Origin of the sequence: Microbacterium sp. NPDC087868, assembly GCF_044900755.1 — a bacterium.
Classification (GTDB): Bacteria; Actinomycetota; Actinomycetes; order Actinomycetales; family Microbacteriaceae; genus Microbacterium; species Microbacterium galbinum.
The window spans coordinates 729,670-754,639 of record NZ_JBJDNO010000001.1; the positions used below are offsets into that span (position 1 = coordinate 729,670).

The 24,970-nt window shown below is 68.9% G+C and carries 23 protein-coding genes; 6 read left to right on the forward strand and 17 right to left on the reverse strand.

The genetic code is table 11. From position 1 onward, the window contains the following. The first annotated feature begins 64 nt into the window (after positions 1–64). Together ACI2JZ_RS03690 and ACI2JZ_RS03695 are read left to right on the forward strand one after the other, a co-directional pair. Positions 65–1,201 carry an acyltransferase family protein gene (locus tag ACI2JZ_RS03690; RefSeq protein ID WP_247622728.1) on the forward strand — a complete coding sequence of 379 codons (1,137 nt, stop codon included), beginning with the start codon at positions 65–67 and terminating at the stop codon, positions 1,199–1,201. 10 nt (positions 1,202–1,211) lie between these two features. After that, a complete protein-coding gene (locus ACI2JZ_RS03695) occupies positions 1,212–2,075 on the forward strand; it encodes a serine hydrolase domain-containing protein (RefSeq protein WP_404596537.1) in 864 nt (287 codons plus the stop codon). Between the two features lie 30 nt (positions 2,076–2,105). Here the strand turns inward: ACI2JZ_RS03695 and efeB are convergent, their stop codons facing one another. From efeB to efeU, 3 genes are read right to left on the reverse strand one after another with little or no spacing between them, the layout of a single operon-like run. After that, complete coding sequence (gene efeB, locus ACI2JZ_RS03700; protein ID WP_404596538.1) at positions 2,106–3,419, reverse strand: iron uptake transporter deferrochelatase/peroxidase subunit; 1,314 nt, start codon at positions 3,417–3,419, stop codon at positions 2,106–2,108. Positions 3,420–3,453: 34 nt separating this feature from the next. Then, the gene (gene efeO / locus ACI2JZ_RS03705; protein ID WP_247622731.1) at positions 3,454–4,686 is read right to left on the reverse strand and encodes an iron uptake system protein EfeO; all 1,233 of its coding nucleotides are present in this window, start codon (positions 4,684–4,686) and stop codon (positions 3,454–3,456) included. Then, positions 4,683–5,636, reverse strand: a complete 954-nt coding sequence (gene efeU, locus ACI2JZ_RS03710) for an iron uptake transporter permease EfeU (protein ID WP_404596540.1) — start codon at positions 5,634–5,636, stop codon at positions 4,683–4,685. Before efeU ends, efeO begins: the two co-directional genes overlap by 4 nt. A 122-nt stretch (positions 5,637–5,758) precedes the next feature. On the opposite strand from efeU, the gene ACI2JZ_RS03715 reads away from it, so the two are divergent. Further along, on the forward strand, positions 5,759–6,763 hold the full coding sequence (locus tag ACI2JZ_RS03715) for an isopenicillin N synthase family oxygenase (protein WP_247632399.1): 1,005 nt from the start codon (positions 5,759–5,761) through the stop codon (positions 6,761–6,763). 3 nt (positions 6,764–6,766) lie between these two features. Here the strand turns inward: ACI2JZ_RS03715 and ACI2JZ_RS03720 are convergent, their stop codons facing one another. From ACI2JZ_RS03720 to rpsO, 3 genes are all read right to left on the reverse strand, one after another. After that, complete coding sequence (locus tag ACI2JZ_RS03720) at positions 6,767–7,099, reverse strand: transcriptional regulator (protein ID WP_404596542.1); 333 nt, start codon at positions 7,097–7,099, stop codon at positions 6,767–6,769. After that, positions 7,083–7,868 carry a hypothetical protein gene (locus ACI2JZ_RS03725; RefSeq protein WP_404596543.1) on the reverse strand — a complete coding sequence of 262 codons (786 nt, stop codon included), beginning with the start codon at positions 7,866–7,868 and terminating at the stop codon, positions 7,083–7,085. Before ACI2JZ_RS03725 ends, ACI2JZ_RS03720 begins: the two co-directional genes overlap by 17 nt. Before the next feature lie 128 nt (positions 7,869–7,996). Further along, positions 7,997–8,266, reverse strand: a complete 270-nt coding sequence (gene rpsO / locus ACI2JZ_RS03730) for a 30S ribosomal protein S15 (protein ID WP_017203073.1) — start codon at positions 8,264–8,266, stop codon at positions 7,997–7,999. 188 nt (positions 8,267–8,454) lie between these two features. Between rpsO and ACI2JZ_RS03735 the strand changes: the two genes are divergently transcribed. Continuing rightward, complete coding sequence (locus ACI2JZ_RS03735) at positions 8,455–9,747, forward strand: MFS transporter (RefSeq protein WP_404596544.1); 1,293 nt, start codon at positions 8,455–8,457, stop codon at positions 9,745–9,747. A gap of 28 nt (positions 9,748–9,775) precedes the next feature. Here the strand turns inward: ACI2JZ_RS03735 and ACI2JZ_RS03740 are convergent, their stop codons facing one another. From ACI2JZ_RS03740 to ACI2JZ_RS03750, 3 genes are all read right to left on the reverse strand, one after another. Further along, complete coding sequence (locus tag ACI2JZ_RS03740) at positions 9,776–10,330, reverse strand: YceI family protein (RefSeq protein ID WP_247632403.1); 555 nt, start codon at positions 10,328–10,330, stop codon at positions 9,776–9,778. Between the two features lie 154 nt (positions 10,331–10,484). Next, on the reverse strand, positions 10,485–10,853 hold the full coding sequence (locus ACI2JZ_RS03745) for an FKBP-type peptidyl-prolyl cis-trans isomerase (protein WP_247622738.1): 369 nt from the start codon (positions 10,851–10,853) through the stop codon (positions 10,485–10,487). A gap of 202 nt (positions 10,854–11,055) precedes the next feature. Next, the gene (locus tag ACI2JZ_RS03750) at positions 11,056–12,432 is read right to left on the reverse strand and encodes a PrsW family intramembrane metalloprotease (RefSeq protein WP_404596545.1); all 1,377 of its coding nucleotides are present in this window, start codon (positions 12,430–12,432) and stop codon (positions 11,056–11,058) included. Between the two features lie 89 nt (positions 12,433–12,521). On the opposite strand from ACI2JZ_RS03750, the gene ACI2JZ_RS03755 reads away from it, so the two are divergent. Further along, complete coding sequence (locus ACI2JZ_RS03755) at positions 12,522–13,391, forward strand: fumarylacetoacetate hydrolase family protein (protein WP_336640526.1); 870 nt, start codon at positions 12,522–12,524, stop codon at positions 13,389–13,391. 66 nt (positions 13,392–13,457) lie between these two features. Here the strand turns inward: ACI2JZ_RS03755 and ACI2JZ_RS03760 are convergent, their stop codons facing one another. The 4 genes from ACI2JZ_RS03760 to ACI2JZ_RS03775 all read right to left on the reverse strand — a co-directional run bounded on the left by ACI2JZ_RS03760 (position 13,458) and on the right by ACI2JZ_RS03775 (position 17,622). After that, entirely contained in the window at positions 13,458–14,918 is a 1,461-nt protein-coding gene (locus ACI2JZ_RS03760) for an aspartate ammonia-lyase (protein ID WP_247622741.1), read from the reverse strand. Positions 14,919–15,006: 88 nt separating this feature from the next. Beyond that, positions 15,007–15,915, reverse strand: a complete 909-nt coding sequence (locus tag ACI2JZ_RS03765) for a phosphodiesterase (RefSeq protein ID WP_404596546.1) — start codon at positions 15,913–15,915, stop codon at positions 15,007–15,009. Between the two features lie 49 nt (positions 15,916–15,964). After that, on the reverse strand, positions 15,965–16,300 hold the full coding sequence (locus tag ACI2JZ_RS03770) for a peptidase (protein ID WP_247622743.1): 336 nt from the start codon (positions 16,298–16,300) through the stop codon (positions 15,965–15,967). Continuing rightward, on the reverse strand, positions 16,297–17,622 hold the full coding sequence (locus tag ACI2JZ_RS03775; protein WP_247632408.1) for an inorganic phosphate transporter: 1,326 nt from the start codon (positions 17,620–17,622) through the stop codon (positions 16,297–16,299). Before ACI2JZ_RS03775 ends, ACI2JZ_RS03770 begins: the two co-directional genes overlap by 4 nt. Positions 17,623–17,777: 155 nt before the next feature. On the opposite strand from ACI2JZ_RS03775, the gene ACI2JZ_RS03780 reads away from it, so the two are divergent. Further along, on the forward strand, positions 17,778–19,874 hold the full coding sequence (locus ACI2JZ_RS03780) for a S9 family peptidase (protein WP_404596547.1): 2,097 nt from the start codon (positions 17,778–17,780) through the stop codon (positions 19,872–19,874). A 91-nt stretch (positions 19,875–19,965) separates the two neighbouring features. Here the strand turns inward: ACI2JZ_RS03780 and ACI2JZ_RS03785 are convergent, their stop codons facing one another. The 4 genes from ACI2JZ_RS03785 to ACI2JZ_RS03800 form a co-directional block, all read right to left on the reverse strand. Next, complete coding sequence (locus ACI2JZ_RS03785; RefSeq protein ID WP_247622746.1) at positions 19,966–20,994, reverse strand: ATP-dependent 6-phosphofructokinase; 1,029 nt, start codon at positions 20,992–20,994, stop codon at positions 19,966–19,968. A gap of 208 nt (positions 20,995–21,202) precedes the next feature. Next, on the reverse strand, positions 21,203–23,347 hold the full coding sequence (locus ACI2JZ_RS03790; protein ID WP_247622747.1) for a DEAD/DEAH box helicase: 2,145 nt from the start codon (positions 23,345–23,347) through the stop codon (positions 21,203–21,205). A 200-nt stretch (positions 23,348–23,547) separates the two neighbouring features. Beyond that, positions 23,548–24,501, reverse strand: coding sequence for a bifunctional riboflavin kinase/FAD synthetase (locus ACI2JZ_RS03795; RefSeq protein ID WP_247622748.1), 954 nt, complete (start codon positions 24,499–24,501; stop codon positions 23,548–23,550). After that, the gene (locus ACI2JZ_RS03800) at positions 24,498–24,935 is read right to left on the reverse strand and encodes a hypothetical protein (protein WP_247622749.1); all 438 of its coding nucleotides are present in this window, start codon (positions 24,933–24,935) and stop codon (positions 24,498–24,500) included. The genes ACI2JZ_RS03795 and ACI2JZ_RS03800 overlap by 4 nt, the downstream gene beginning before the upstream one ends. Positions 24,936–24,970 lie beyond the last annotated feature (35 nt).

Consider the following 24,970-nt stretch of genomic DNA (forward strand, 5'->3'; position numbering starts at 1 on the left):
TCACTTGAATGTATATGAGTCAACGCGATCGCACCAACTTTATTCCCGACGGTAGCCTCGGAGCATGAGCACCACCGGAGCGGACTCCACACCGCCGGCGACAGGAACCACTCCGCGCCCCCGACGCCGCGTCCCGTTCTGGGACAACGCCCGCTACGCCTGCATTGTGCTGGTGGTGCTGGGCCACGCGATCCAGCGTCTCATCTACGACTCCGACATCGCGTTCGCCTTCTACCTCGCCCTCTACGCCTTCCACATGCCGGCGTTCGCGATCATCTCGGGATACTTCTCGAAGTCGGGCTCGCCGACCAAGACGCAGATGGCTCGAGTGATCACCGACATCCTCCTGCCGTACATCATCTTCGAGACGCTCTGGACGCTCACGAAGTGGCTCGTCGAGGGCCAGGCGAACCCCAACCCGACGCAGCCGTCCTGGACGCTCTGGTTCCTCCTCGCTCTCGGGATCTTCCGCCTCGTCCTCCCCTACCTCGCGCTGCTGCGCTGGCCGCTGCTCTGGACCGTCGCGATCTCGATCGGCGTGGGCTACCTCCCCAACATCGACAGCACCTTCTCGCTCTCGCGCACGCTCGGCCTTCTGCCCTTCTTCACCCTCGGCTGGTGGCTGCGCGAACGGGACGTCGTGGCCCGTCTGCGCCTGCTCGACTTCCGCCCGTGGTGGATCCGGGTCGTCGCGGTCGCCGTGCTCGCGGGCACCGGGTGGGCGGCCTGGAACTGGCTCCCGTTCTGGCAGGAGTTCGATCTGCGCCACTGGCTCTTCTACGAGGACTCCTACGCCGACCTCGGGCTCGGCGGCGAGCAGTGGTGGGCCGGCGGTGTGCGCATCGCGCTGATGCTGCTCGCGGTGCTGCTGTGCGCGGCGTTCTTCGCGCTGATCCCCCGCGGCACGTACTGGTGGACCACGTTCGGCCAGTACACGATGTACGTCTTTCTCCTGCACTCCTTCGTCCTCTACCCGTTCCGCGAGTCCGGCATCCTGCGCGACCTCGAACCCACCTGGATCTGGCTGCCGCTCGTCACACTGCTCTCGGTCGTCGTCGCGCTCGCGCTGGCCACGAAGCCCGTCCGGCGGGTGTTCCGCCCCCTCGTCGAGCCGCGACCGAAGTGGCTCTTCCGCGACCCCGAGCTGACCTCCCGCGAGGGACGGCGCAACGACCCGACCGGCTCGCGACGGCCGCGATAGCCTGGACGACGTGACCCGAGCCTCGACCCTCCGCGACCGCATCGTCGATGAGATCGAGACCGACGGGTTCGGCGCCCTCGGTCTGCACGTCCTCATCGGCGACGAGACCGCCGAGCATCGCTGGGCGCCCGACGAGCGGATCGACATCCAGTCGGTCGCCAAGGGCGTGTGCGTGCTCGCCGCAGGCATCGCCGCCGACGAAGGGTTGATCTCCGTCGACGAACCCGTGGCGGCTTCCCTTCCCGGATGGGAGCTCGGCGCCGGGGTCGAGGAGGTCACGCTGCGCGACCTGCTCACCATGTCGAGCGGAATCGATCTCCCGTGGTCGGAGACGATGATGACGGACTGGCCCGACCTCGCGGCGGAGTTCCTTCGCCGACCGACGCCCGGACGCGCCTTCCAGTACTCGAACGCGAGCACGTACACGGCGATGCGCGTGCTCGCCGAGCACGTGGGCGACGTGCACGCCTACCTCGAACCGCGCCTGTTCGCGCCGCTCGGCATCATCGACACGGAGTGGGAGCGCTGCCCGAACGGCCGAATCGTCGCGGGTGGCGGACTCTTCCTGCGCACCGAGGAGATGGCCCGGATCGGACGCCTCATCCGAGATCGTGGAGAGTGGCAGGGGCACCGCCTGATCGACGCGCACTGGATCGACCGGATGCATTCCGAGTGGCTCGCGTGCGGCCAGAACCCCGGCTACGAGAGGTACGCGCTGGCCGGGTGGGACGGGCCGGGCGCGGGATGGCGCCTGCACGGCGCCTACGGGCAGCTGGTGATCTTCGCCGGCGACGCCGTCGTCACGATCACCGCCCAGGACCATTTCGGGGCGGATGCCGCCACCGCCGCGATCATGCGCATGATCGCGGAGTGACCCGCTCCGCCGCCCGCGCCCGGCGGCGGATCAGGCGAAGAGTTCCGCCCCGATGTACGACCCCGCGGTCGCCCCGCGTGGGATCGCCCAGATCCCCGAGCCGACGTGGCGCAGGTACTCGTTCATGAGGTCGGTCGACAGCCGGCGCTGCAGCGTGATGAACTGCGCGGGGTCGCGCTGGTACGACAGGAAGAAGAGCCCGGCGTCCAGCCGCCCGAGGTCGTTGTTCCCGTCGACGTAGTTGTACCCGCGCCGCAGGATCCGGATGCCGCCGTTCTGTTCGGGGTGGGCGAGCCGCACGTGCGCGTTGGCGTCGATCGCGGATCCGGAGAAGTCGGGCTCGGTGAGTTCGGTGCCCCCGGAGAGCGGCGCACCCTCCCCCTTGTCCCGTCCGATGATCGTGTCCTGCTCCGACAGCCGCACGCGATCCCAGGTCTCGATGAGCATCGCGATCTTGCGGGCGACGAGGTAGGACCCGCCCGCCATCCAGGCCGGTTCGTCGGAGTCCGCGACCCAGACGTGGGCGTCGAGCGCGGCGGTGTCGTCGGCGAGGATGTTCGCGGTGCCGTCCTTGAATCCGAAGAGATTGCGCGGAGTGGCTTGCGCCGCTGTCGTGCGCGACGTCTTACCGAAGCCCAGTTGCGACCAGCGCAGACGCGCGCGGCCGAAGGCGATGCGGCTGAGGTTGCGGATGGCGTGCACGGCCACCTGGGGATCGTCGGCGCAGGCCTGGATGCAGAGGTCTCCGTGCGAGGCCTGCGGGTCGAGGTCGTCGCCGAGGAAGGCGGGAAGCCGCACGAGAGCGGCGGGACGGGACGCGGCGATCCCGTACCGGTCGCCGTCTTCGTTCTCGAACAGACCGGGACCGAAGCCGATCGTGATCGTGAGCCCGGAAGCAGGGAGGCCCTGCGCCTCGCCGGTATCGTCCGGCGGCTCTTCCGCCGACCCGCCGACCGCTCCCGTCGCGCTGACGTCGAGGCCCTGGGTCATGCGCGATGCCGCGTACGTCCAGTCCTGCAGGAGTGAGACGAGATCGTCGCGATCCGTGCGCGGCATCATGTCGAACGACGCGAAATGCAGGTGATCCTGCACCGGCGTCGTGATCCCCGCCTGATGCTCCCCGAAGAAGTCATAGGCGGCGAGGGCGTCCTCGGCGGCCCGGGCGCGCCCGAGGGCGACGCCGCCGGACAGCCCGGCGCCCGCACCGACGGCCAGGCCCGCGACTCCCCCGCCGATCGCCAGGCCGAGCAGGCCCCGGCGGCTGAGGCCGGTCGGAGCGGATGCCGCGGCCACCGCCTCGTCGGAGGACGAGTCGGCCGCGGCATCCGCTCCTGTGTCGTTCACGTGCGTGATCGTACCCTTCCGTCGATCCCGGTGCTCAGTCGAGAACCGTGCCGGTGAGCTGCGAGAGCGGCTCGGCGAGCGCGTTGATGAGGTCGGTGAACTCGCGCTTGTCGGCATCCGTGAGTTCGGAGTACCCGACGAAGCCGTCGGTCAGCGAGCCGTGCGCCGCGAGCGATTCCTCGAGCGCCGCGTAGCCGGACTCGATCTCCGCGACGAGCGCGGCCCCGTCGTCGCCCTGCGCCTCGGCGAAGTCCTGCACCAGCGAGAACGCCATCTTCGATCCCTCGACGTTCGCGGCGAAGTCGTAGAGGTCGGTGCCCGACCACCAGTCCTCCTCGCCGGAGATCTTGCCCGTCGCGACCTCGTCGAGCAGCGCGATGGCGCCGTTCGAGATTCCGCCGATCCCCTGATCGTCGAGCGTCTCGGTGAAGTCGTCGGAGTGCACGTAGTCGTACAGCTCCTGCACGTCGGCCAGCAGCAGGTCGCCGAAGTCGGCGCGCTCCTCGGTCGTCGACGGCGCCCAATCCTGCCAGGCCGGCGTCTCGCCGTCCGCGTTCAACGCGTCCTGCGCGGGAACCCAGAGGTCCTTCTCGATGCGGTGGAAGCCCGTCCAGTCGAGCCCCTCGGCCACGGCGTCGACCTCGCGGTAGTCGATGCGCGGGTCGAGGTCGCCCAGCGCCTCGGCGACCGGCTCGATGCGCTCGTAGAAGGCGCGCGTGAGGGGGAAAAGGCTCCGAGCGGTGTCGTCATCGCCCGCCTCGTATGCTGCGACGAGGTCCTCGACCGCAGGAACGAGCTGGCCGACCTGGTCCTTCACGAAGGCGGCGTAGAGGTCGACGGCCTGCTGCTTCTGCTCGGCGTCGGGACCGTCGACCGTGACGCGCTCACCGGTGACGGTGAACGGCGACTTGCCGACGCCCTCGCCGATCATCCCGGGCTTGCAGAGCGTGAAGTAGTCGCCCGGCTGAGCCACGACGGTCAGGGTGCGCGAGGCGGAGGGCGCGATGTTCTCGACCTCGCCGACGATTCGCAGCCCGTCGTCGGCGAGCAGATAGAACTCCGAGACCTGACCGCTGTCGTTGGTGACCTCGAACGTCAGGGTGCCGCTCTCGGCCGAGGTGCCCGATACCGAGCAGGCGCTGTCGGTCGATGAGACGTCGAAGGCCGCGCCGGCGGTGACATCGCTCTTCGCGACGCAGCCGCTGAGCACGAGCGCGGCCGCGCCCGTCGCGGCGACGGCGCCGAGGATCCGGTGGGAGGTGGTCATGCTGCTCCTTGCTGTGTGGGTGAGGAAACCGATGCGTCCGCGGCGTTCGACGAGACGAGCGGAGCGGATGCCGAGGGACGACGCGAGCGGAGACCGCGCACGAAGAGGAAGCCGACGACCGCGATGTAGACGGCCCAGGCGGTCACCTGCAGCCAGGTCATCCGCGGCATGAAGCCGACGGTGGCCTGCAGGATGGCGGCCCACGCGCTGTCGGGAGCGATCGCCGACGTCACGTCGAACGCCCACCCGAACGGGAACGCCTGCCAGCCGACGGCCACGGCACCGGTCACCGCATCGATGGGGGCGGCGGCCGTGAACGGCCCGGGCAGTGCCCCGGCCTCCTGCAGATCCATGAACGCGTAGGCGAGCACGCCTCCGGCGACGATCACCAGGAAGCCGCCGGTCCAGGCGAAGAAGCGCCGCAGGTCGAGGCTCACGGCACCGCGCGCGATCAGAGCACCGATCACCACCGCGGCGGCGAGTCCGAGGAGTGCTCCGAGCAGAGCGGAGGGCGCGTCGCCGAACGACTGCACCATCGACCACAGCAGCAGGGTGGTCTCGATCCCCTCGCGGGCGACCGAGACGAAGCCGATCGCGACGAGGGCCCACAGCCCGCCCTGCGTGAGCGCACGGTCGATGCCGCCCTCGAGCGTGGCCTTCATCGTGCGCCCGGCCTTCTGCATCCAGAAGATCATCCACGTCACCATGGCGACCGCGAGCAGCGAGAGCAGCCCGCCGATCAGCTCCTGCGCCACGAAGGTGAGCTCGTACGCCCCGAAGGTCAGGACGGCGCCGATGCCGAGCGCGAGGGCGACCGCCAGGCCGACGCCGGCCCACAGCCGCGGCAGCACGTCACGCCGGCCGAGTCGTCCGAGGTAGGCGACGAGGATGCCGACGACGAGGGCGGCTTCCAGGCCTTCACGGAGGCCGATGAGGAGAGTGGCGAGCACGGAGGGATCTCTCTGCAGAATATTACTGAGGTAAGGCATCCCTTACCTACGAGACTTTAGCACCGCGGTAATCCTCCGCAACACACGCCCGTCCCGGCGCGGCGGCGACGTACTCTCGTGCCATGGCTGAACTCTCGCTCCCGATCCTCGACCTGTCCCAGCTCGACGAGGGACCCGCGGCCGCCGCGCGCTTCCGCGAGGACCTGCGCGCCGCCACGCACGATGTCGGGTTCTTCTACCTCACCGGCACGGGCATCTCCCCCGCCCTCGAGGCACGACTGCACCGGGCCGCGCTGGACTTCTTCGCACTGCCCGAGGCCGACAAGTTGGCGATCGAGAACGTCAACAGCCCGCACTTCCGCGGGTACACGCGCATCGGTGGCGAGCGGACGCAGGGCAAGGTCGACTGGCGCGAGCAGATCGACATCGGCCCCGAGCGCGACGCGATCGACGGCGGCCCGGCGTTCAACCGCCTCATCGGACCGAACCTCTGGCCCGCCGCGCAGCCCGAGTTGCAGGAGATCGTCGCCGAGTGGCACGCGACCCTCTCGGAGGTCGCGCGCAAGCTCCTGCGCGCGTGGGCCGAGACCCTCGGTGCGGACTCGTCGTACTTCGACGAGCACTTCGGTGAACCCTCCACCCTGATCAAGATCGTCCGCTACCCGGGCACGCATGAGCCGGAACCCCAGCAGGGCGTCGGTGCGCACAAGGACTCCGGTGTGCTCACGCTGCTGTGGGTCGAGCCCGGCAAGGGCGGATTGCAGGTCGAGCGCGACGGCGAGTGGGTCGACGCTCCCCCGGTGCCCGGAGCCTTCGTCGTGAACATCGGCGAGCTCCTCGAGTACGCGACCGGCGGCTATCTCAAGGCCACCAACCACCGCGTCGTCTCTCCGCAGGCGCCGAACGAGCGCATCTCGATCCCGTTCTTCTTCAACCCCGCGCTCGACAAGCGGTTGCCGCTGATCGAGCTCCCCGCCGATCTCGCCGCCGAGGCCACGGGGGTGACCGAGGATCCGAGCAACCCGATCCACGCTCTCTACGGCGAGAACGCGCTCAAGTCGCGGCTGCGCGCACACCCCGACGTCGCGGCGATCCATCATGCCGACCTCGTGGGCGCCGACGCCTGACTCTCACAGCGATGCGCCGCCGCCGAGTGCGACGATCTCCCGCAACGCCTGGAGATGACCGGCGAAGGCTTCCCGCCCTTCGCCGGTCGAGCGCACCCACGTTCGCTGCCTGCTCCCCAGACTCGCCTTGCGCACCGTGACGTAACCTGCGGCGTGCAGGTGGCTGATCGACTTGCTCAGCGGCGAATCGGCGCACTGCAGGATCTCGCGCAGCGTCGCGAAATCGAGTTCGATTCCCTCGCTCAGCGTCGCCAACAGCGAGAACCGGAGCGGCGACGCGAAGTTGTCATCGAGTCGCGTGCGCGGATGGGTTGACCGGTCAGCCACGCGCGCCACGCCCCGGCACGAACGTCAATCCGACGAAGAGCAGCACGACGCCGCATCCGGCGATCACACCCGCCGTCGCTCCACCCTCCGCGCGCCCGACGTCGAAGACCGTCAGCCCGACCAGAAGGGTGAAGCCGATCGCGAGACCCACCTCGTGCGGCCACCGCCAGAGCGCACCGATGGCGGGAAGACCGAGATCGGTGGCACCGGCGCAGAACCAGGCGAGCACGCACAGGGCGAGCAGCAGCAGGAGCACGCTCGCGAGGACGCCCGCCGGGGCGACGGAGAGCATCAGGAGCGCTCCGAGAACGATACCGACGCCGAGCGTGCCGACACGGGCACCCCTCGGTAGAGGCACGCGGGGTACGTCCGGTCCGGGCGGGTCGCTCGACGCGCGCGCCAGTCGCACGGCCCCGTACCCGCCGAAGACGAGGAGGACGAGTGCGCCGGGGAGCACCGTCACCCACCACGGAACGTCGGGCACGAAAACGGCGAACCCGAAGGCGACGAGTGCAAGGACCATCGCGGCTGCACCGGAGACCACCAACGGCCACTGCCCGCGGGTGAAACGCCACTGCAGTCCGCTGCGCTGAGCGGAGCCGCTGAAGATCTGACCGTAGACGAGGAAGGCGAACAGAAGGGCCTGCGCTCCGCCGTCCGCCGGCCGGCGAAGTGCGATCACGCCGGCCACGAGGAAGGCGGCCGTGACCACCGCACCGACGATCTGCAACCACGCGAGCGCCCGCCGATCGACGGCGCGCTGCCGACGACCGGTCACCGCTTCTTACTTTCCTCCGGGAAAGCGGGAGCGAGATCAACCCCTCCGGGAAATGACGAAGGCCGCCCCACACCTGGGGCGGCCTTCTCAAGAATGTTCTGCGCGATTGTACGCTGGCGTGCTCTGCCTTATCGGCGAAGACCCAGGCGAGCGATCAGCGAGCGGTAACGCTCGATGTCGACGCTCTGGAGGTAGCCGAGGAGACGACGGCGCTGACCGACGAGCAGGAACAGACCACGACGCGAGTGGTGGTCGTGCTTGTGCTCCTTCAGGTGCTCGGTGAGGTCCTTGATGCGCTGCGTCAGCATTGCGGCCTGCACCTCGGGGGATCCGGTGTCACCGGGGTGCGTCGCGTACTCTTCGATGATCGCCTTCTTGACGTCTGCTTCGAGTGCCATAGATTCGATCCCCTTTCAGCTTGTTGCGCGGCGCCCGACGCCTGATGCGAGGGCTCTCTTTATCCGCGGCCGATCAAACGGCAACCTGAAGAGTCTACCAGCCCCAGCCCCCTGCCGACGACCGCGATCCGCGCCCACCCGTTCCCCCTCGGATACGCTCGAGAGGTGCAGCACGGCCAGGCATCGCGATGAGCGGATCACGCGGACATCTCATAGACCTCTCCCCTCTGAAGGCGAGCCCCGCGTTCGCTCGGATGTGGATCGGATCGGCCCTCGCCGGCATCGGCGGGCAGCTGACACTCGTCACCGTGATGCTGCACGTGTTCAGCCTCACCGGCAGCACCTTCGCGGTCTCGATGATCGCGGTCGCAGGGCTCGTCCCGATGATCCTCGCCGGACTCTATGGCGGCATGCTCGCCGACGCGTTCGACCGACGACGCGTCGCACTCATCGCCGCGACGGTCACCTTCGCGTCCACGGCGCTGCTCGCCGCGCTGACGTGGACCGGCTCGGAGACGATCTGGTGGCTCTACGCCCTGAGCATGATCACCGCGGCCGCGAACTCGGTCGGCATGGCGACCCGCACCGCCATCGTTCCGCGCCTGATCCCGCGCGACCTGCTCGCGCCGGCATCCGCTCTGAACGGGATCTCGATGGGTCTCACCGTCATGGCGGGCCCGGCCCTCGCCGGGATCCTGGTCGCCCTGACCGGGTACGGATGGACCTACACGATCGACGTCGTCCTCATGCTGTCGATGTTCCTCGGACTCTGGACCCTGCCCGCACTCCGCCCCGAGGGCGACATCGTGCGCCCCGGACTGGCCTCCCTCGTCGATGGCTGGCGATTCCTCCGACGGGCCGGCAACATCCGCATGCAGTACATCGTCGACATCATCGCGATGACCTTCGGCCAGCCGCTCGTGCTCTTCCCCGCCCTCGGCACGATCCTGCTGGGCGGCGGCGCCGTGACGACGGGCCTCCTCACCGCCGCCGTCGCACTGGGCACCTTCGCCTCGAGCCTGTTCTCCGGCCGCGTGGTGCAGTACCGCTGGCACGGACGCGGCATCGCCCGTGCCGTCCAGGCGTACGGCGCGTCGATCCTGGCGTTCGGGATCGTCCTGCTCACGGGCGTCTTCCTCCCGCCGGCTTCCGAGGCCGCACCGAACATCGCCCTCATCGTGGTGGCGTGCATCGCGCTCGCGTTCTCCGGAGCGGCCGACAACGTGAGCTCGATCTACCGCAACACCATGATGCAGGCGGCCGTGCCCGATGCCATGCGCGGCCGCCTCCAGGGCGTCTTCATCGTCGTCGTGGCGGGCGGGCCCCGGGTCGGCGCGCTGTACGCGGGAACCCTCTCGACGTTCACAGCGCTCTGGTTCCCGCCCGTGCTGGGCGGGGTGATCGTGATCGCGCTGGTTGCTGTCCTCGTGCGGCGCAGCGCGCGCTTCCGCGACTACGACGCAGAGAACCCCGAGCCGTGAACGGCCCGGGGTCCTCATCGCACGCGGATCAGTCCTGCTGCAGTGCAGCCTGCAGGTCGAGGTTGATCGTGACGTCCTTGCCGACGAGCACGCCGCCGGTCTCGAGGGCGGCGTTCCACGTCAGGCCGAAGTCCTCGCGGTTGATGACGGCCTTGGCCGACGCGCCGGCCTTGTAGTTGCCCCACGGGTCGGAACCGAAGCCACCGAAGTCGACCTCGAAGCTGACGGGCTTGGTGATGCCGCGGATGGTGAGGTCACCGTCGACGTACAGCTCGCCGTTCTCAGCACGGGCACCGGTGGAGACGAAGTCCATGGTCGGGAAGTTCTCGGTGTCGAAGAAGTCGGCCGAGCGCAGGTGCTGGTCGCGACCCTCGTCCTTGGTGTCGACGGACGAGACGTCGACGCTCGCCTCGACCGTGGTCTCGAGCGGGTTCTCGGGAGCGGTCAGCGTCGCGCTCTTCACGCCGAAGGTGCCGCGCACCTTCGAGATCATCATGTGACGGACGCTGAAGGTGACCTCGCTGTGGGAGGGGTCGAGGACGTAGGTGCCGGGGCGGTAGCCGGGGATGTCGATGCTGGTCATGGGATCTCCTTGGGACGTGGGGGCCGCTCGAATGGCGACAGGAAAGGGAACCGTGCTCTCGAAAGATATATTCCCATGAATAAGAATCTCCTGAGTGCAACGGAAGACGCCCCGCCCGCGAACGGGACGAGGCGTCTTCGTGAACGTCGTGGGATCAGCCGACGGCGACGAGGTCGATGATGAAGATCAGCGACTTGCCGGAGAGGAAGTGTCCTCCCCCGGCCGGTCCGTAGGCGAGGTGCGGCGGGATGGTGAGCTCGCGACGGCCGCCGACCTTCATGCCGGGGATGCCGTCCTGCCAGCCCTGGATCAGGCCGCGCAGGGGGAACTGGATGGTCTCACCGCGGCCCCACGAGGAGTCGAACTCCTCGCCGGACTCGAACTCGACACCGGCGTAGTGCACGGTGACGGTGTCGCCGGGCTTGGCCTCGGTGCCGTCACCCTCGATGATGTCGCGGATGACCAGCTCTGCGGGGGCAGGACCGGTGGGGGCGTCGAACTCGGGCTTCGTACGATCAGTCATGACTCCATCCAACCCGAGTGGACGGCGACCGGTCAACGCGACCGCACCTGCTCACAGCGAACATCCGAGGAAGTCGCCCTTGACACTCCCGGGAGGCGGGTGCACCCTGGTTTCAAGCCAACTCAGCGCCCGGGAGACATGCAGGCATCGCCGCAGCACCGGGCGCTGAGTCTGTCCGGGGCGGAGCCACACCCCGGGTCGCTCAGTACGCGAGCAGCGCGGCGCGCGTCGCGCGGGTCCGGATGAGGAGCGCGCGCTCGTCTTCCGACGCGAGCGGATCCCGTCCGGTGATCGCCCGCTGGCGGACGGATGCCAGTGTCGTCGCGTCCTTGATGAACTCGCGCATCAGGGGTCGACGATCTCCGCGCAACCGCGCCGCCCAGGCCATCCCGACCTTGCGCCCCGCCGGAGTCGCCAGCATCGTGACCTCCTCGGGAGTGAACCACCCGGCTGCCGCGTAGTCGCCCAGACGCGCCTTCGTCAGTCGCGCCTCCTCCCGGCGCAGCGCGACGATGCCGATGATGAAGCCGGCGAACAGCGGGACCTGCAGCGTGAAATACAGCAGGAAGAAGTCGGCGTAGGTCGCGGATCCGTTCCACAACGCGTGCAGCAGGATCGCGCCCAGCAGGCCGAGGAGCCCCGCGCCGAGGGCAGCCCATGCCGAGGAGTGACGGCGTGCTGCGAGCCCGATCGCCAGGCCCGTCAGTGACGTGAACATCGCATGGGCGAACGGGGAGAGGAGCGCGCGCACGACGAAGGTCACCGAGAGCTGCTCTCCCCCGCCCTCGATCAGGCTGATCGCGAAGTACTGGATGTTCTCGGTGAACGCGAACCCCGCGCCGACGAGCGCGCCGTAGACGACGCCGTCGATCGGACCGTCGAACGCGCGACGTGCCACCAGGAAGATGAGGAAGACGCCGAATCCCTTCCAGAACTCCTCGACGATGGGCGCCTGCACGACCGCGGCCAGCTCCTCCGAGCGGAAACCGAAGGCGAAGGTGAGCGCGAGATCGACCAGCAGTGTGAGGCCGACCGCGGCGACGGCACCCCACGCGATCGCGAAGATCACGAGACTCTTGGGCTCGGGCTCCCATCGATCGATCAGTCTCACGCCGAGGAACACGATCGCGAGCGGGATGAGTGCGAGCACCAGCCCGATGACGGATGCCGAGGGCCCGAGTGCCACGACGAAGTACCCGATCAGCGCCAGGAGGAGCAGCCCGAGGAATCCGAAGAGCCAGATCGATACGCTGCGTCCCTTGCGCGTCGGCACGGGGAGCGCCGGCAGCCCCTCGGCGGGAGAGGGCGCGGCCGGAGCGGGCGGAGTGTACGGCGTCGGCTGCGCGAGAGCCGAGGCATAGGCCGGCTGCTGCGAGAACTGTCGGGGGGTGTAGGCCGACTGCGCGTACTGCTGCTGCGAGAACTGGGGGGCCGGCCCCTGCTGCGGGGCGGGAGGCTGCTGCACGGCTGGAGGCTGGTGCACCGCCGGGGGCTGCTGCGGAGCGGGAGGCTGCTGCGGGGCCGGCGGCGGGGTGTACGGCGAGGGCTGCTGCGGCTGGGACGGTCCTCCGAAACTCATAGCCACGAGCATAGGGGCCGCAGCGATGCCGGTAGCGGTATACCGGACGCCTCCGCGGACAGGGCGCAGCCACCGGGTAGCGTAGAGGCATGCGGTTCGCTCATCTGCGCCGTCCGGATTCCCCCTCTGCGGTTCTCGCCGTGGTGGAAGACGCCGACGCCATCCTCGTCTCCGACCTCCTCACCGACGCTCCGGCGACGCTGCAGCAGCTCATCGAACGCGGGGACACCGCACTCGACCTGCTCCGCTCTGCCCTCGCCGACGGCGCCGCGCCCCGGCATCCGCTCGCCGATTGGTCGTTCGCCTCGGCGGTTCTGGCGCCCCCGGCCGTGCTGGCCGTGGGACTGAACTACGCGGCCCACTCGAGCGAGCTGGGTCTCAAGACCGACGCCGCACCGACCGTCTTCACCCTGTGGCCGAACTCGCTGACGGGTCACCAGCAGACGACCTCCTGGCCCCGCGCCCTCAGCGAAGCGGTCGACTACGAGGCGGAGCTCGGTGTTCTGATCGGCACCCCGGCGAAGAACGTCGCGGCGAGCGACGCACTCTCCCACGTCTGGGGCTATACGGTCGTCAACGACATCACCGCGCGGAACATCCAGTTCGCGGAGGCGCAGTGGTCGCGTTGCAAGTCCTTCGACGGCTTCACTCCGACGGGTCCCTTCGCGGTGACCGCCGACGAGATCGCCGACCCGCAGGATCTGCACATCTGGACCGTCGTCGACGGTCACACCGTGCAGGACGCGACGACCGGCCAGATGGTGCGCTCGGTCGCGACGCTCATCGCGCACCTCTCGCAGTCGCTCACGCTGCTGCCCGGCACGCTCATCTCCACCGGCAGCCCGGGCGGTGCCGGCTACTCCCGCGATCCGCAGATCTTCCTCCGCGACCGTTCGACCGTCACCGTCGGCATCGACGGCATCGGCGAACTCACGACGCACTGCCGCATCCTCGACTGATCGTCGTCGGGACGCGGAATCGCAGAAGGGCGGATGCCGAAGCATCCGCCCTTCTTCCGTCTCCGCTCAGATCTCGATGAGATCGTCGGTCGGGATGATCGGGATCGCGGCCGTGACGGCCTCGAGTCCGGACAGACGCGCGGGCGACAGCTGCTTGGTGACCTCTTCCCGCGACATGAGGCCGGCCTCGACGACCAGGTCGGCGACGCTCCGGTTGGTGAGCAGAGCGGTCTTCGCGAGCGCTGCCGCGGCCGCGTACCCGATGAAGGGGGTGAGCGCCGTGATCACGCCGACCGAGGCACCCACCATGGTCCCGAGGCGGTCGCGGTTGGCCGTGATGCCGTCGACGCAGTTCACCCGGAGGGTCCACATCGCCTGGCGCATCCAGGTGATCGACTGGAAGATCGAGTGCGCGATCACCGGCTCGAAGGCATTGAGCTGGAGCTGCCCGCCCTCGACCGCCATCGTCACCGTCATGTCCGCGCCCACGACGGCGAAGGCGACCTGGTTGACGACCTCGGGGATCACGGGGTTGACCTTGCCCGGCATGATGCTCGAGCCCGCCTGGCGGGCGGGGAGGTTGATCTCGCCGAAACCGGCCTGCGGCCCCGACGAGAGCAGGCGCAGGTCGTTGCAGATCTTCGAGAGCTTGATGGCGTTGCGCTTGAGCGACGACGAGAACGACATGAATGCACCGGTGTCGCTCGTCGACTCGACGAGGTCGGTGGCGGTCTCGAGGTCGAGGCCGGTGATCTCACGCAGGTGCTTGAGGACGGCGGGCGCGTAGTCGGAGTGGGTCGTGATGCCGGTGCCGATCGCCGTCGCGCCCATGTTGATCTCGAACATGAGCGAGGCGTTCTCGGTGAGCCGGCTGTGATCCTCGCCGAGGGTCGTCGCGAAACCGTGGAACTCCTGGCCGAGCGTCATCGGCACGGCGTCCTGCAACTGCGTGCGTCCGACCTTCAGTACGTCGTGGAACTCCCCTGACTTCGCCAGGAACGATCGGCGCAGCAGGTCGAGCTCCTCGAGCAGCGCCCGCAGGGTCAGCGACAGGCCGATCTTCACGGCGGTCGGGTACACGTCGTTGGTGGACTGGCTGCGGTTGGTGTGGTCGATCGGCGAGAGGAACGCGTAGTCGCCCTTCTCGTGTCCCGCCATCTCGAGCGCGATGTTGGTGATGACCTCGTTCGCGTTCATGTTCGTCGAGGTGCCGGCACCGCCCTGGATCACCCCGACCGTGAACTGGTCGTGGAACTCGCCGTCGATGACGCGCTGGGCCGCGCGGTCGATCAGATCCGCCCGCTCCGGATCGAGCACTCCGATCTCGCGATTCGCGCGGGCACTGGCCTGCTTGACCATCGCGAGGGCGCGAACGAGATCCGGGTAGACCGAGATCGGGCGCTTCGTGATCGGGAAGTTCTCGTCGGCGCGGGCGGTGTGGATGCCCCAGTACGCGTCGGCGGGAATCTCCATGCTCCCGAGGGAGTCGGTCTCAGTACGGGTCAGGGTCGGCGCGGCAGATGCCATGTCACATCCTTGTGGGTCGTGGCGAATGAGTGGAGTGGGGGATGACTCCAGTCTACGCCCGCGCCTTCGCCGCGCTCGGGGCACCGCATCAGCGCGTCGGCTTCCGCGAGAACGCCTCCAGACGCGCCTCGGGATCCAGCGCCGCCATCTTCTCGAGCCACGCCTCCGAGAAGTACTCGCCGGTGGGCGCCGTCGTCACCGGCACGACGGTATGCGTGATGGTGTCGGGGTAGACGTGCACGAGGTTGAACGCCTGCGCGGCATCCATCCCGTTGACCTCGGCCGCCGGACGCGCGACGTTCATGGTGTAGCAGGTGGCGGAGGCGACGCTCACGGGCACCCCGGCGAACACCCCGGTCGACGAGTAGTGGAGGTGGCCGGCGAGGATGCCGCGTACATCACTCCCCCGGATCACGGCCTCGAGCTTCTCCTGATGGCGCAGCTCGAGGATGTCGAACAGCGGGAGGTGGCTCGGCAGGGGCGGGTGGTGCATGGCCAACAGCGTGCCCTGCGGAGCAGGGGTCCGCAGAACGTCGGCGAGCCAGGCGAGCTGGCCGTCGTCGAGGTCGCCGTGGTGCCAGCCGGGCACCGAGGTGTCGAGCGCGATGATGCGCAGGCCATCGATCTCCCAGACACCCGTGACGGGCTCCTCCGTCGCGGGCGCGTCCAGCAGTCCCTCCCGCAGCGCGGGTCGCTCGTCGTGGTTGCCCGCGACCCAGATCACCTGCGTCCCGAGTTCCCGGGCGACCGGCTCGACCGCGGCACGCAGGCGACGATAGGCGTCAGGCTCCCCCAGATCGGTCAGGTCACCGGTGAGGACGAGCGCTGCCGGATAGGGGTGAACCGCTCGGATGGCGACCAGCGTGCGCGCGAACGTGTCGTCGACGTCGTAGCGCCCGCCCAAGCGCGCGCCTCCGGCGAGGAAGTGCGGGTCGCTGACATGGATGATCGTGTGCGACGCCGGCTGATGCCGACCGAAGACGTAGGGCCCTGGCATGGCACCAGCCTACGACGGGGGGGGTGGGACGCCGGAGCGCCCTGGCCCGTCAGTGGCCGACGACGATGATGATGATGCCGGCGACGACCGCGAGCGCGCAGAGGGCGAAGCATCCGTACGCGCCGACGAGCGACAGGCGCTTCTGCCCGTCGGTGAGCGGACTCTTGCGCGCCGCCTTGGCGGCCTGCTTCTCGGCTCGCCGGAGGTCCTTCTCGGTGATGACCGTGATCGCGTCCGTGAACTCCGCGGGGCTCACGACGGGAGCGTGCCCGCTGCGCACCAGCAGGCGCAGACCCAAGGCGTAGAAGGTGACGATCGCGACGGCGCCGATCAGCGCCGCGACGAACACCTGGAAGAAGGCGAGCCAATCGATGGAGACGCTCATTCGCCCGTTCCCTTCTCGGTGCCGGCCTCGTCGCGGACCGCGGTCGTGCTCTTCGTGCGCGTGCCGTTCTTGCCCTGCGCACGCGCATCCGCCTTCGCCTGCTTGCGGGCCTTGGCTTCGGCCTTGGCCTGCTCGATCCGCTGCTGGCGGCGCGTGGGCGGCGGGGCATCCGGCAGATCGATCGCGAGGCCGGACTCGGCCACATCGCTCATCGCGTTCGCGGGCGTGACCGCGTCACGCCGCGAGCGCAGGAAGAGCCCGATGATGACGGCGAGGGCGAGGACCGCGTCGATCGCGATGCCCCAGCCTCCGAGCCAGAGGGCGATGAGCGCCGCCAGCGCGCCGACCGCGCCGGCGGCCGGAAGCGTGAGGAGCCAACCGATCGCGATACGACCGGCCGTCCGCCAGCGCACCGTCGACCCGCGGCGGCCCAGACCGGAACCGATCACCGAGCCGGAGGCGACCTGCGTCGTCGAGAGCGCGAAGCCGAATGCGCTCGAGGCGAGGATCGTGGCCGCCGTCGCGCTCTCGGCCGAGAAGCCCTGCGCCGGCTTCACGTCGGTGAGGCCCTTGCCGAGGGTGCGGATGATCCGCCATCCGCCGAGGTACGTGCCGAGAGCGATCGTCACCGCACAGGCGATGATCACCCAGAGGTACGGGTCGGCCTGATCTGCGTTCTGCCATCCCACGGTGATGAGGGCGAGGGTGATGACACCCATCGTCTTCTGCGCGTCATTGGTTCCGTGCGCGAGTGCGACGAGCGAGGACGTGAAGATCTGCCCCCAGCGGAAACCGTCACGGCCGTCGGGCTTGCCGTCGTAGCGACGCGTGATCGAGTACGCCGCCTTCGTGGCGACGAAGGCGATGATCCCGGCGGTGACCGGCGCGATCAGGGCGGGAAGGATGATCTTCGACAGCACCATCCCGAAGTCGATTCCCTGCACGCCCACGCCCACCAGCGTGGCGCCGATGAGACCGCCGAACAGCGCGTGCGACGAGCTCGAGGGCAGCCCGAGCAGCCACGTGAGCATGTTCCAGGTGATCGCGCCGATGAGCCCGGCGAAGATCATCGGCAGGAAGACGGCGGCTTGGATGCCGTCCTCGTGGATGATCCCGTGCGAGACGGTCTTGGAGACCTCGGTCGACAGGAAGGCGCCGACGAGGTTCAGCACCGCGGCGAGGAGCACGGCGGTCTTGGGCTTGAGGGCACCGGTGGCGATGGGCGTGGCCATCGCGTTCGCGGTGTCGTGGAAGCCGTTAGTGAAGTCGAAGAAGAGTGCCAGCAGGATCACCAGCACGACGAGGAGGGCTGCGGTTTCCACCGTTCGCTTTCGGTCGTTGAGGAAGAGGGAGATGTCGACGAGATCGACGTGACGAACGAAGAGTTCACCGTGGGTTTGACTTCCGTTAACCGGCCCCGTTGAATCCTCCCACCGTCCCCGGTGCCGGTCAACTCGACCTGGGATAGCGTGGAGCGGTGACCAACGCCCCGATCGCAGACCGACGCTCGACCCTCCGCACCCACCACGGCGACACGTTCGACGACCCGTACGAATGGTTGCGCGAGAAGGAGTCCCCCGAGGTCGTCGCGCACCTCGAGGCCGAGAACGCGCACACGGATGCCGAGACCGCGCACCTCGCCGGACTCCGCGAGACGCTGTTCGAGGAGATCAGGGGCCGCGTGCAGGAGACCGATCTCTCGGTGCCGACCCGCCGCGGCGACTGGTGGTACTACAGCCGCACGGTCGAGGGGGCGCAGTACCCGATCCACTGCCGTGCGGCGGCCGACGCCGACGACTGGACTCCCCCGCAGCTGACGCCGAACGTCGCCGTTCCCGGCGAGGTCGTGCTCCTCGACGGGAACGTCGAGGCCGAGGGTCACGAGTTCTTCTCCCTCGGAGCGTTCGACACCTCCGACGACGCGACGAAGCTGCTCTGGTCGACCGACTTCGAGGGCGACGAGGTCTACACGATCCGTGTGCGCGACCTCACCACCGGCGAGACCCTGGCCGACGAGATCCCGAACACCGCCGGCGCGTTCTTCACGCCCGACGGCTCGGCCATCCTCTACACGACGCGCGACGACGCCTGGCGTCCCGACACTCTCTGGCTGCACGCGCTCGGAACCCCGGTGACCGAGGACGTCCAGCTGTTCCACGAACCCGACGAGAAGTTCTGGCTCGGCGCGGGCATCACCCGCAGCCGGAAGTACCTGGTCATCGGCGTCGGCTCGAGCATCACGAGCGAGGAGTACCTGGTGGATCTCGCCGGGCCTCTCACGGCGGAGCCACAGATCGTCTGGCCGCGCGCCGAAGGCGTCGAGTACTCGGTCGAGCACGCGGTCGTCGACGGTGAGGACCGACTGCTCATCCTCCACAACGACGATGCCCTCGACTTCGAGCTGGTCTCGGTCGCGGCCGATGCACCCCAGGGCGCACGGCGCATCATCCTGTCTCACGAGCCCGGTCGGCGGCTGCTCGGCGTCGATGCGTTCCGCGACTTCGCGACGGTCGAGTACCGGGCGGAAGGCCTGGAGCGGGTGGGTCTGCTCGACTATACGACGGACGCCGTCGCGGACATCCCCTTCGACGAACCGCTGTACTCGGCCGGAGTGAGCGGCAACCCGGAGTGGCACTCCCCCTTCCTCCGCCTCGGATACACGTCGTTCGTCACTCCGGGCACCGTGTACGACCTCGACCTCGCGACGAAGGAGCTGCTGCTCCGCAAGCGCGTCACCGTGCTCGGCGGCTACGACCCGACCGAGTACGGGCAGCGGCGGGACTGGGCGACGGCCGACGACGGCACCCGAGTGCCGATCTCGCTGGTGTGGAAGAAGGAGTTCGGCGCCCCCGGCGAAACTCCGCGCCCTCTGCACCTCTACGGCTACGGCTCCTACGAGCACTCGATCGATCCCGGGTTCTCGGTGGCCCGCCTGTCGGAACTCGATCGCGGCGTCGTCTTCGCCGTGGCGCACGTCCGCGGCGGCGGCGAGATGGGCCGCCAGTGGTACGAGGACGGCAAGCTGCTGCACAAGCGCAACACCTTCACGGACTTCGTCGCGAGCGCGCGTCACCTCGTCGACACCGGGGTGACCGCTCCCGACCGCCTGGTCGCCGAGGGCGGCAGCGCCGGCGGACTCCTGATGGGCGCCGTCACCAACCTCGCTCCCGAACTGTTCACCGGCGTGCTCGCCGCCGTCCCGTTCGTGGACGCCCTCACGACCATCCTCGATCCGTCGCTCCCCCTCACCGTCATCGAGTGGGACGAGTGGGGCGATCCACTCCACGACGCCGACGTCTACGCGTACATGAAGTCCTACTCGCCGTACGAGAACGTCCGCGACGGCGTGCAGTACCCGCGCATCCTCGCGGTGACGTCGCTCAACGACACGCGCGTCCTCTACGTCGAACCGGCGAAGTGGGTCGCCCGCCTGCGGGAGGCCGGAGCATCCGACGTCCTGCTCAAGTGCGAGATGGTCGCCGGGCACGGCGGGGTCAGCGGGCGCTACAACTCCTGGCGCGAGCGTGCGTTCGAGCTCGCCTGGCTGCTCGACACGCTCGGCCTCGCCGACTGACCGCGCGAAGAGAAGGCGATCGCGCCGCATGGGTCCGTTCCGTCGAGGAGCGGCCCGATGCGGCGCGATCGCCTGATTCGAGCTGACGCGCTCAGCCGAAGAGGGCTGCGGCCTCGTCGTACCGGCTGCGGGGAACCGTGTTCAGCTCGCCCAGCGCCTCGGCGAACGGCACCTCGACGATGTCGGTGCCGCGCAGCGAGACCATGCGGCCCCAGGACTCGGCGACGAGCGAATCCGCCGCGTGCAGGCCGAGGCGTGTCGCGAGGACCCGGTCGAATCCGGAAGGCGACCCTCCGCGCTGGATGTGTCCGAGCACCGTCGAACGCGTCTCGATACCGGTGATGCGCTCGATCTCGGGGGCGAGCACCTCGCTGATGCCACCGAGCCGGGGACGGTTGAACGCGTCGAGCCCCTTGTCGCTGTAGGCGGTGTCCATCCCGGTGAGCGTGAAGCCCTCGGAGACGACGACGAGCGGCGCACGACCGCGGTCGTGCGCGCTCGAGACGAGAGCGGTGATCTCGTCGATCGACATCGGTACCTCGGGGATGCAGATGACGTGCGCGCCGGCGGCCATACCCGCGTGCAGAGCGATCCACCCGACGTGGCGGCCCATGACCTCGGCCACCATGCAGCGCTGATGCGAATCGCCGGTGGTGCGCAGGCGGTCCATGGCATCGGTGGCGATGTTCACCGCGGTGTCGAAGCCGAACGAGTAGTCGGTCGCTCGCAGATCGTTGTCGATCGTCTTCGGCACACCGATCACGTTGATGCCGTCGTTCGCGAGACGGTTGGCGGCCGCGAGCGTGCCCTCTCCGCCGATCGCCAGGATGCCGTCGATGTTGTGCGCCGCGAGCGTCTTCGCGATGTTCTCGGCGCCGCCCCGCGGCCCCTCGTACGGGTTCGTCCGGCTGGTGCCGAGGATCGTTCCGCCGACCTTCGAGAGGCCCTTGACCTCGTGACGCGTGAGCGGGAAGAAGTCGCCGTCGACGACCCCTCGCCAGCCGTCGCGGATGCCGACGAACTCGATGTCGTAAGTGGTCGTGCCCTTGAGCACGACGCCGCGGATCACCGCGTTGAGTCCGGGGCAGTCGCCACCGCTCGTCAGGATTCCGATCTTCATGCTGTTGCCTCAGACGCTCGGGAGAAGGAAAGGGGAAAGGCGACGCTGCCTGCGATCGACACTAGTGCCATGCGCCCGTCGAGCGCCATTCGAGCACGTCGAAAACCGGAGATCTTGCCGACGAAAAAGGACCATCCGGCACAACTTCTCCGAATGGCCCTTCTCGGCCCTCGAATCGCGATCAAGAATCGTGATTCTTAACGACTTTTCACGCGCTGCGCAGCGTCTCCCGTAGCAGATGCATGAGCGCCCCGAGCTGCACGGGCTCGGCTGCCGCATCGTCGACGGCCTCGCCGTCGAGCGCACGAGCGGCCAGGCCCTGCTTCTGATCGATGAGCTCGGCGATCTTCGTGTCGATCGTGTGCGCGGCGATGATGCGCCACGCGGTGACCGGCTCGTCCTGACCGATGCGGTGCACGCGGTCGATGGCCTGCGTCTGCTCGGCCGCCGTCCACGACAGCTCGGCGAGCACGACGTTCGACGCCGCCTGCAGGTTGAGACCGACGCCCGCTGCCGTGAGGGAGCAGACCGCGATGCCGACCTCGGGGTCGCCGTTGAAGTCGTCGATCGCCTGCTGACGGACCGTCGTCGTCTGGTCGCCACGGATCGAGACCGAGCGGATGCCCGCTGCGGCGAAGTGCGCCTCCGCCTGATCCATCACGTCGATGTGCTTCGCGAAGAACACGACCTTGCCCACCGAGCGCTGAAGCTGCGCCGCATAGTCGGCGGCGAGCGACGCCTTGGCCTGGCCGATACGCCGGACCATGGTGAAGACGTTGTCGCCCCCGGTTCCGGCGGCCTTCGACTCCTCGAGCTCGTTCTGGGCGACGAGACGCACGATGTCGTCGTCGATCTCGCCCGGCGCGAGGCCGCGATCGCCACGGGCCTCGATGATCCGACGGTAGCGGGCGGCGAGACGCTCCCCCAGCTCGCGCTCGGCCTGGCGGATGCTCCGCCCGAACTCGTCGTCGAGCTGCACGGGGAGATCGGCGATCAGCTTGTCGGGCAGGTCGGCTGCGACGTCCTTCTTCTTGCGGCGGACGATCCCCATCGAGATGACGGCGTCGCGCGCCTCGGGGTAGAACGCCTTGTCCGCCGGGGTGAATCCGGTCGCGTCGAGCTTCTCCATGAGCTCCGGACCGGGCTTCTCCCCCGTGGTCCAGCCGAGGAACCGCCAGATCGCGTCGAAGTCCTCGACGTCGTTGATCAGCGGCGTACCGGTCAAGGCCAGCATGAGCGGCTTCCCGCCGGGCGTGCGCTCGCGCACACGAGAGGCCAAGGACAGCACGTTCTGCGAGCGCTGCGACGACAGGTTCTTGATGAAGTGCGCCTCGTCGACGACCATGCCGCGCAGTCCGATCGACGACAGCCACGAGAGATGGCGATCGAGGATCTCGTAGTTGACGATGAAGATGTCGGCGAAGGCGTCGATGTCGTCGCCGTCGCCCTGGATCACGGTCGCACGCCGCTGCGGCGTCCACCGCTCGACCTCGCGCGCCCAGTTCATCTTGACGACGTTCGGGACCACGACCAGGAGCGGGTAGGCGCCCGCGACCGAGGCGGCGAGAACCGACTGGGCGGTCTTGCCGAGGCCGGGCTCATCGGCCAGGAGGAAGCTGCGATGCCCGTCGCGAACCGCCTCGAGGAAGCGGGACTGATGCACCATCACCTCGAGACCCTTCGGCGAGATGTGGTCGTACTCGGGTGCCGGAGGCAGCTCCATGCTGGCGGCCGAGCCGCCCGCACCGGTCTCGAACGCCTTGTACAGCGGGCCCATCAGCTCCCAGCCGTCGAGGCGACGGCGCGGGGTGGTGGTCACGCGCGGCGTGAGATCGGGGGCGAGGAACGGGTTCGCGAGCTGGCGGGCCTCGACCGACGGCGGGGTCACCTGACGCTCGGCGATGGCCGCGGGAACGACGGAGATCTGAACCGGCGCGGCATCGGCGATGATCAACTCTTCCGGAGCGAGCTCCGCACCGGACTCGAGCAGCCAGTCGCGGCGCATGCGCTTGGCGACCGGCGAGGTCGCCTGGTCCGCTTCGAGCAGCTGGATGAGCGACGTGTCGCGCGCCGCCGTCTTGGCGAGGATGGTCGCGACGCCGTCGAGCCGCTTGAGCAGCTCGGCGCGTGCGGCATCACCGATGTCGGCATCCGCTTTGACCCTGGCGCGCTCTTCGCGTACCAGGAACGCGATCACCTGGAACTTGACGCGGTTGGTCGGTCCCAGCTTTCCGCGCTGGGACTTGGCCTCGATCTCGCGCACCTTGCGCGCGAGGATCGGGATGAGGGGCGCCTCGTCATCGCGACGAGACGACTTCTTGCGCCGTGTGGCGGCGGTTGCCGTGGTCGGCATGCTCCTCCTGAGCGTGAAGGCCGGAACGCCCCAGGGGCTCCGGCGCTCTGTTGTCCGCGTGTGGCGTGAGCCAGGACCGTGCGGATGTAGATCGATCATCTCGCCGATGCGCGCAGGACGCGGAAGATTCGACGATGACTGCGACCACTCTACGCCATCCCGGGCGGGGAACCCTCGTGGCGACGCGCGCGGCGGACCGATCAGGCGGTGTGCTCGCGCAGCACGCGCTCCGCATCGCTCACGTCGGCGGCGATCTGCGCCGTGAGCTTCTCGATGCCCTCGAAGGCGACCATGCCGCGCAGGCGCTCGGTGAACTCGACGGTGACGTCGTGCCCGTAGAGGTCGAGACCGGTCTCGCCGAGCACGTGCGCCTCGACCTGACGCTCGAGCACGTCGTCGAAGGTCGGGTTCGTCCCGACGGAGATCGCGGCGGGGTGACGGATGCTCGTGTCGTGGTCGATCAACCATCCGGCGTACACGCCGTCGGCCGGGACGAACGCATCGACGACGGCCGACAGGTTCGCGGTCGGGTACCCCAACTCCCGTCCCCGCTTGAGGCCGTGGACGACGACGCCGCGCACATCGGGCGAGCGTCCGAGCACCCGTGCGGCGCCGGTCACATCGCCGGCGATGAGGAGCTCGCGGATCCACGTCGACGACACCCGTCGTGCGGAGCCGGGAAGGTAGACGTCATCGACCACCTCGACGGTGAACCCGTGGCTGGGCCCCATCTCGCGCAGCAGCTCGGGGGTGCCCGCACCGCGGTTCCCGAAGCGGAAGTCCTCGCCCACGAGGACGGTCGAGACCCCGAGAGCCGCGACCAGGATCTCGGTCACGAAGTCCTCGGCGCTGAGCGAGGCCATCTCCTCGTCGAAGGTGAGCAGCAGCGTGGCGTCCAGACCGAGCTCGCCGAGGAGCTCGAGTTTGCGCTCCACCGTCACGACGTTCTCGGGGCAGCGGTCGGGCCGCAGGATCGCCAGCGGGTTGCGGTCGAAGGTGACGGCGACGGAACGCGCGCCCGTCTCGGCCGCTCGTTCCTCGAGCCGTCGGATCACGGCACGATGGCCGGCGTGCACCCCGTCGAACTTGCCGATCGCCACGATGCTGGGGCCGAAGCCCTCCGGGACCTCGGCGAGATCGCGGAAGACGATCACGCGTCGACCTCGACGGTCGTCCGTGCGACGTCCGGCCGGTTGGTCCGCAGCCACCAGATGCCGAACACCGGGAGCACCAGCGGGATGAAGAGGTATCCGCGTCCGAACAGCGACCACACGGTCTCGTGCTGGAACTGCTCGGGGATCAGGATGCTGAGCAGACCCACGACCAGGACACCCGTGAGCTCGAAGACGATCGCCACCCAGGCCACCGTGTACCAGCCGCGCCGCCTCGCGAGCACGAGCGCCAGGGTCGCGAGGATGTAGACGACGGCGGCGACGGCCGAGAGCGAGTACGCGAGAGGAGCCTCGTCGAACCGTCGGAAGATCTGCACGAAGCTCCGGCCGGTGGCCGCGAGCGCCATGACGGCGTAGACGATCACGAGGACGCGACCGATTCCGGTCATCCTGGTGGTGGGGGCGGTGGTGCTCATAGCGCATTCCATCCTAGATGCGCCAGAGGGGACCG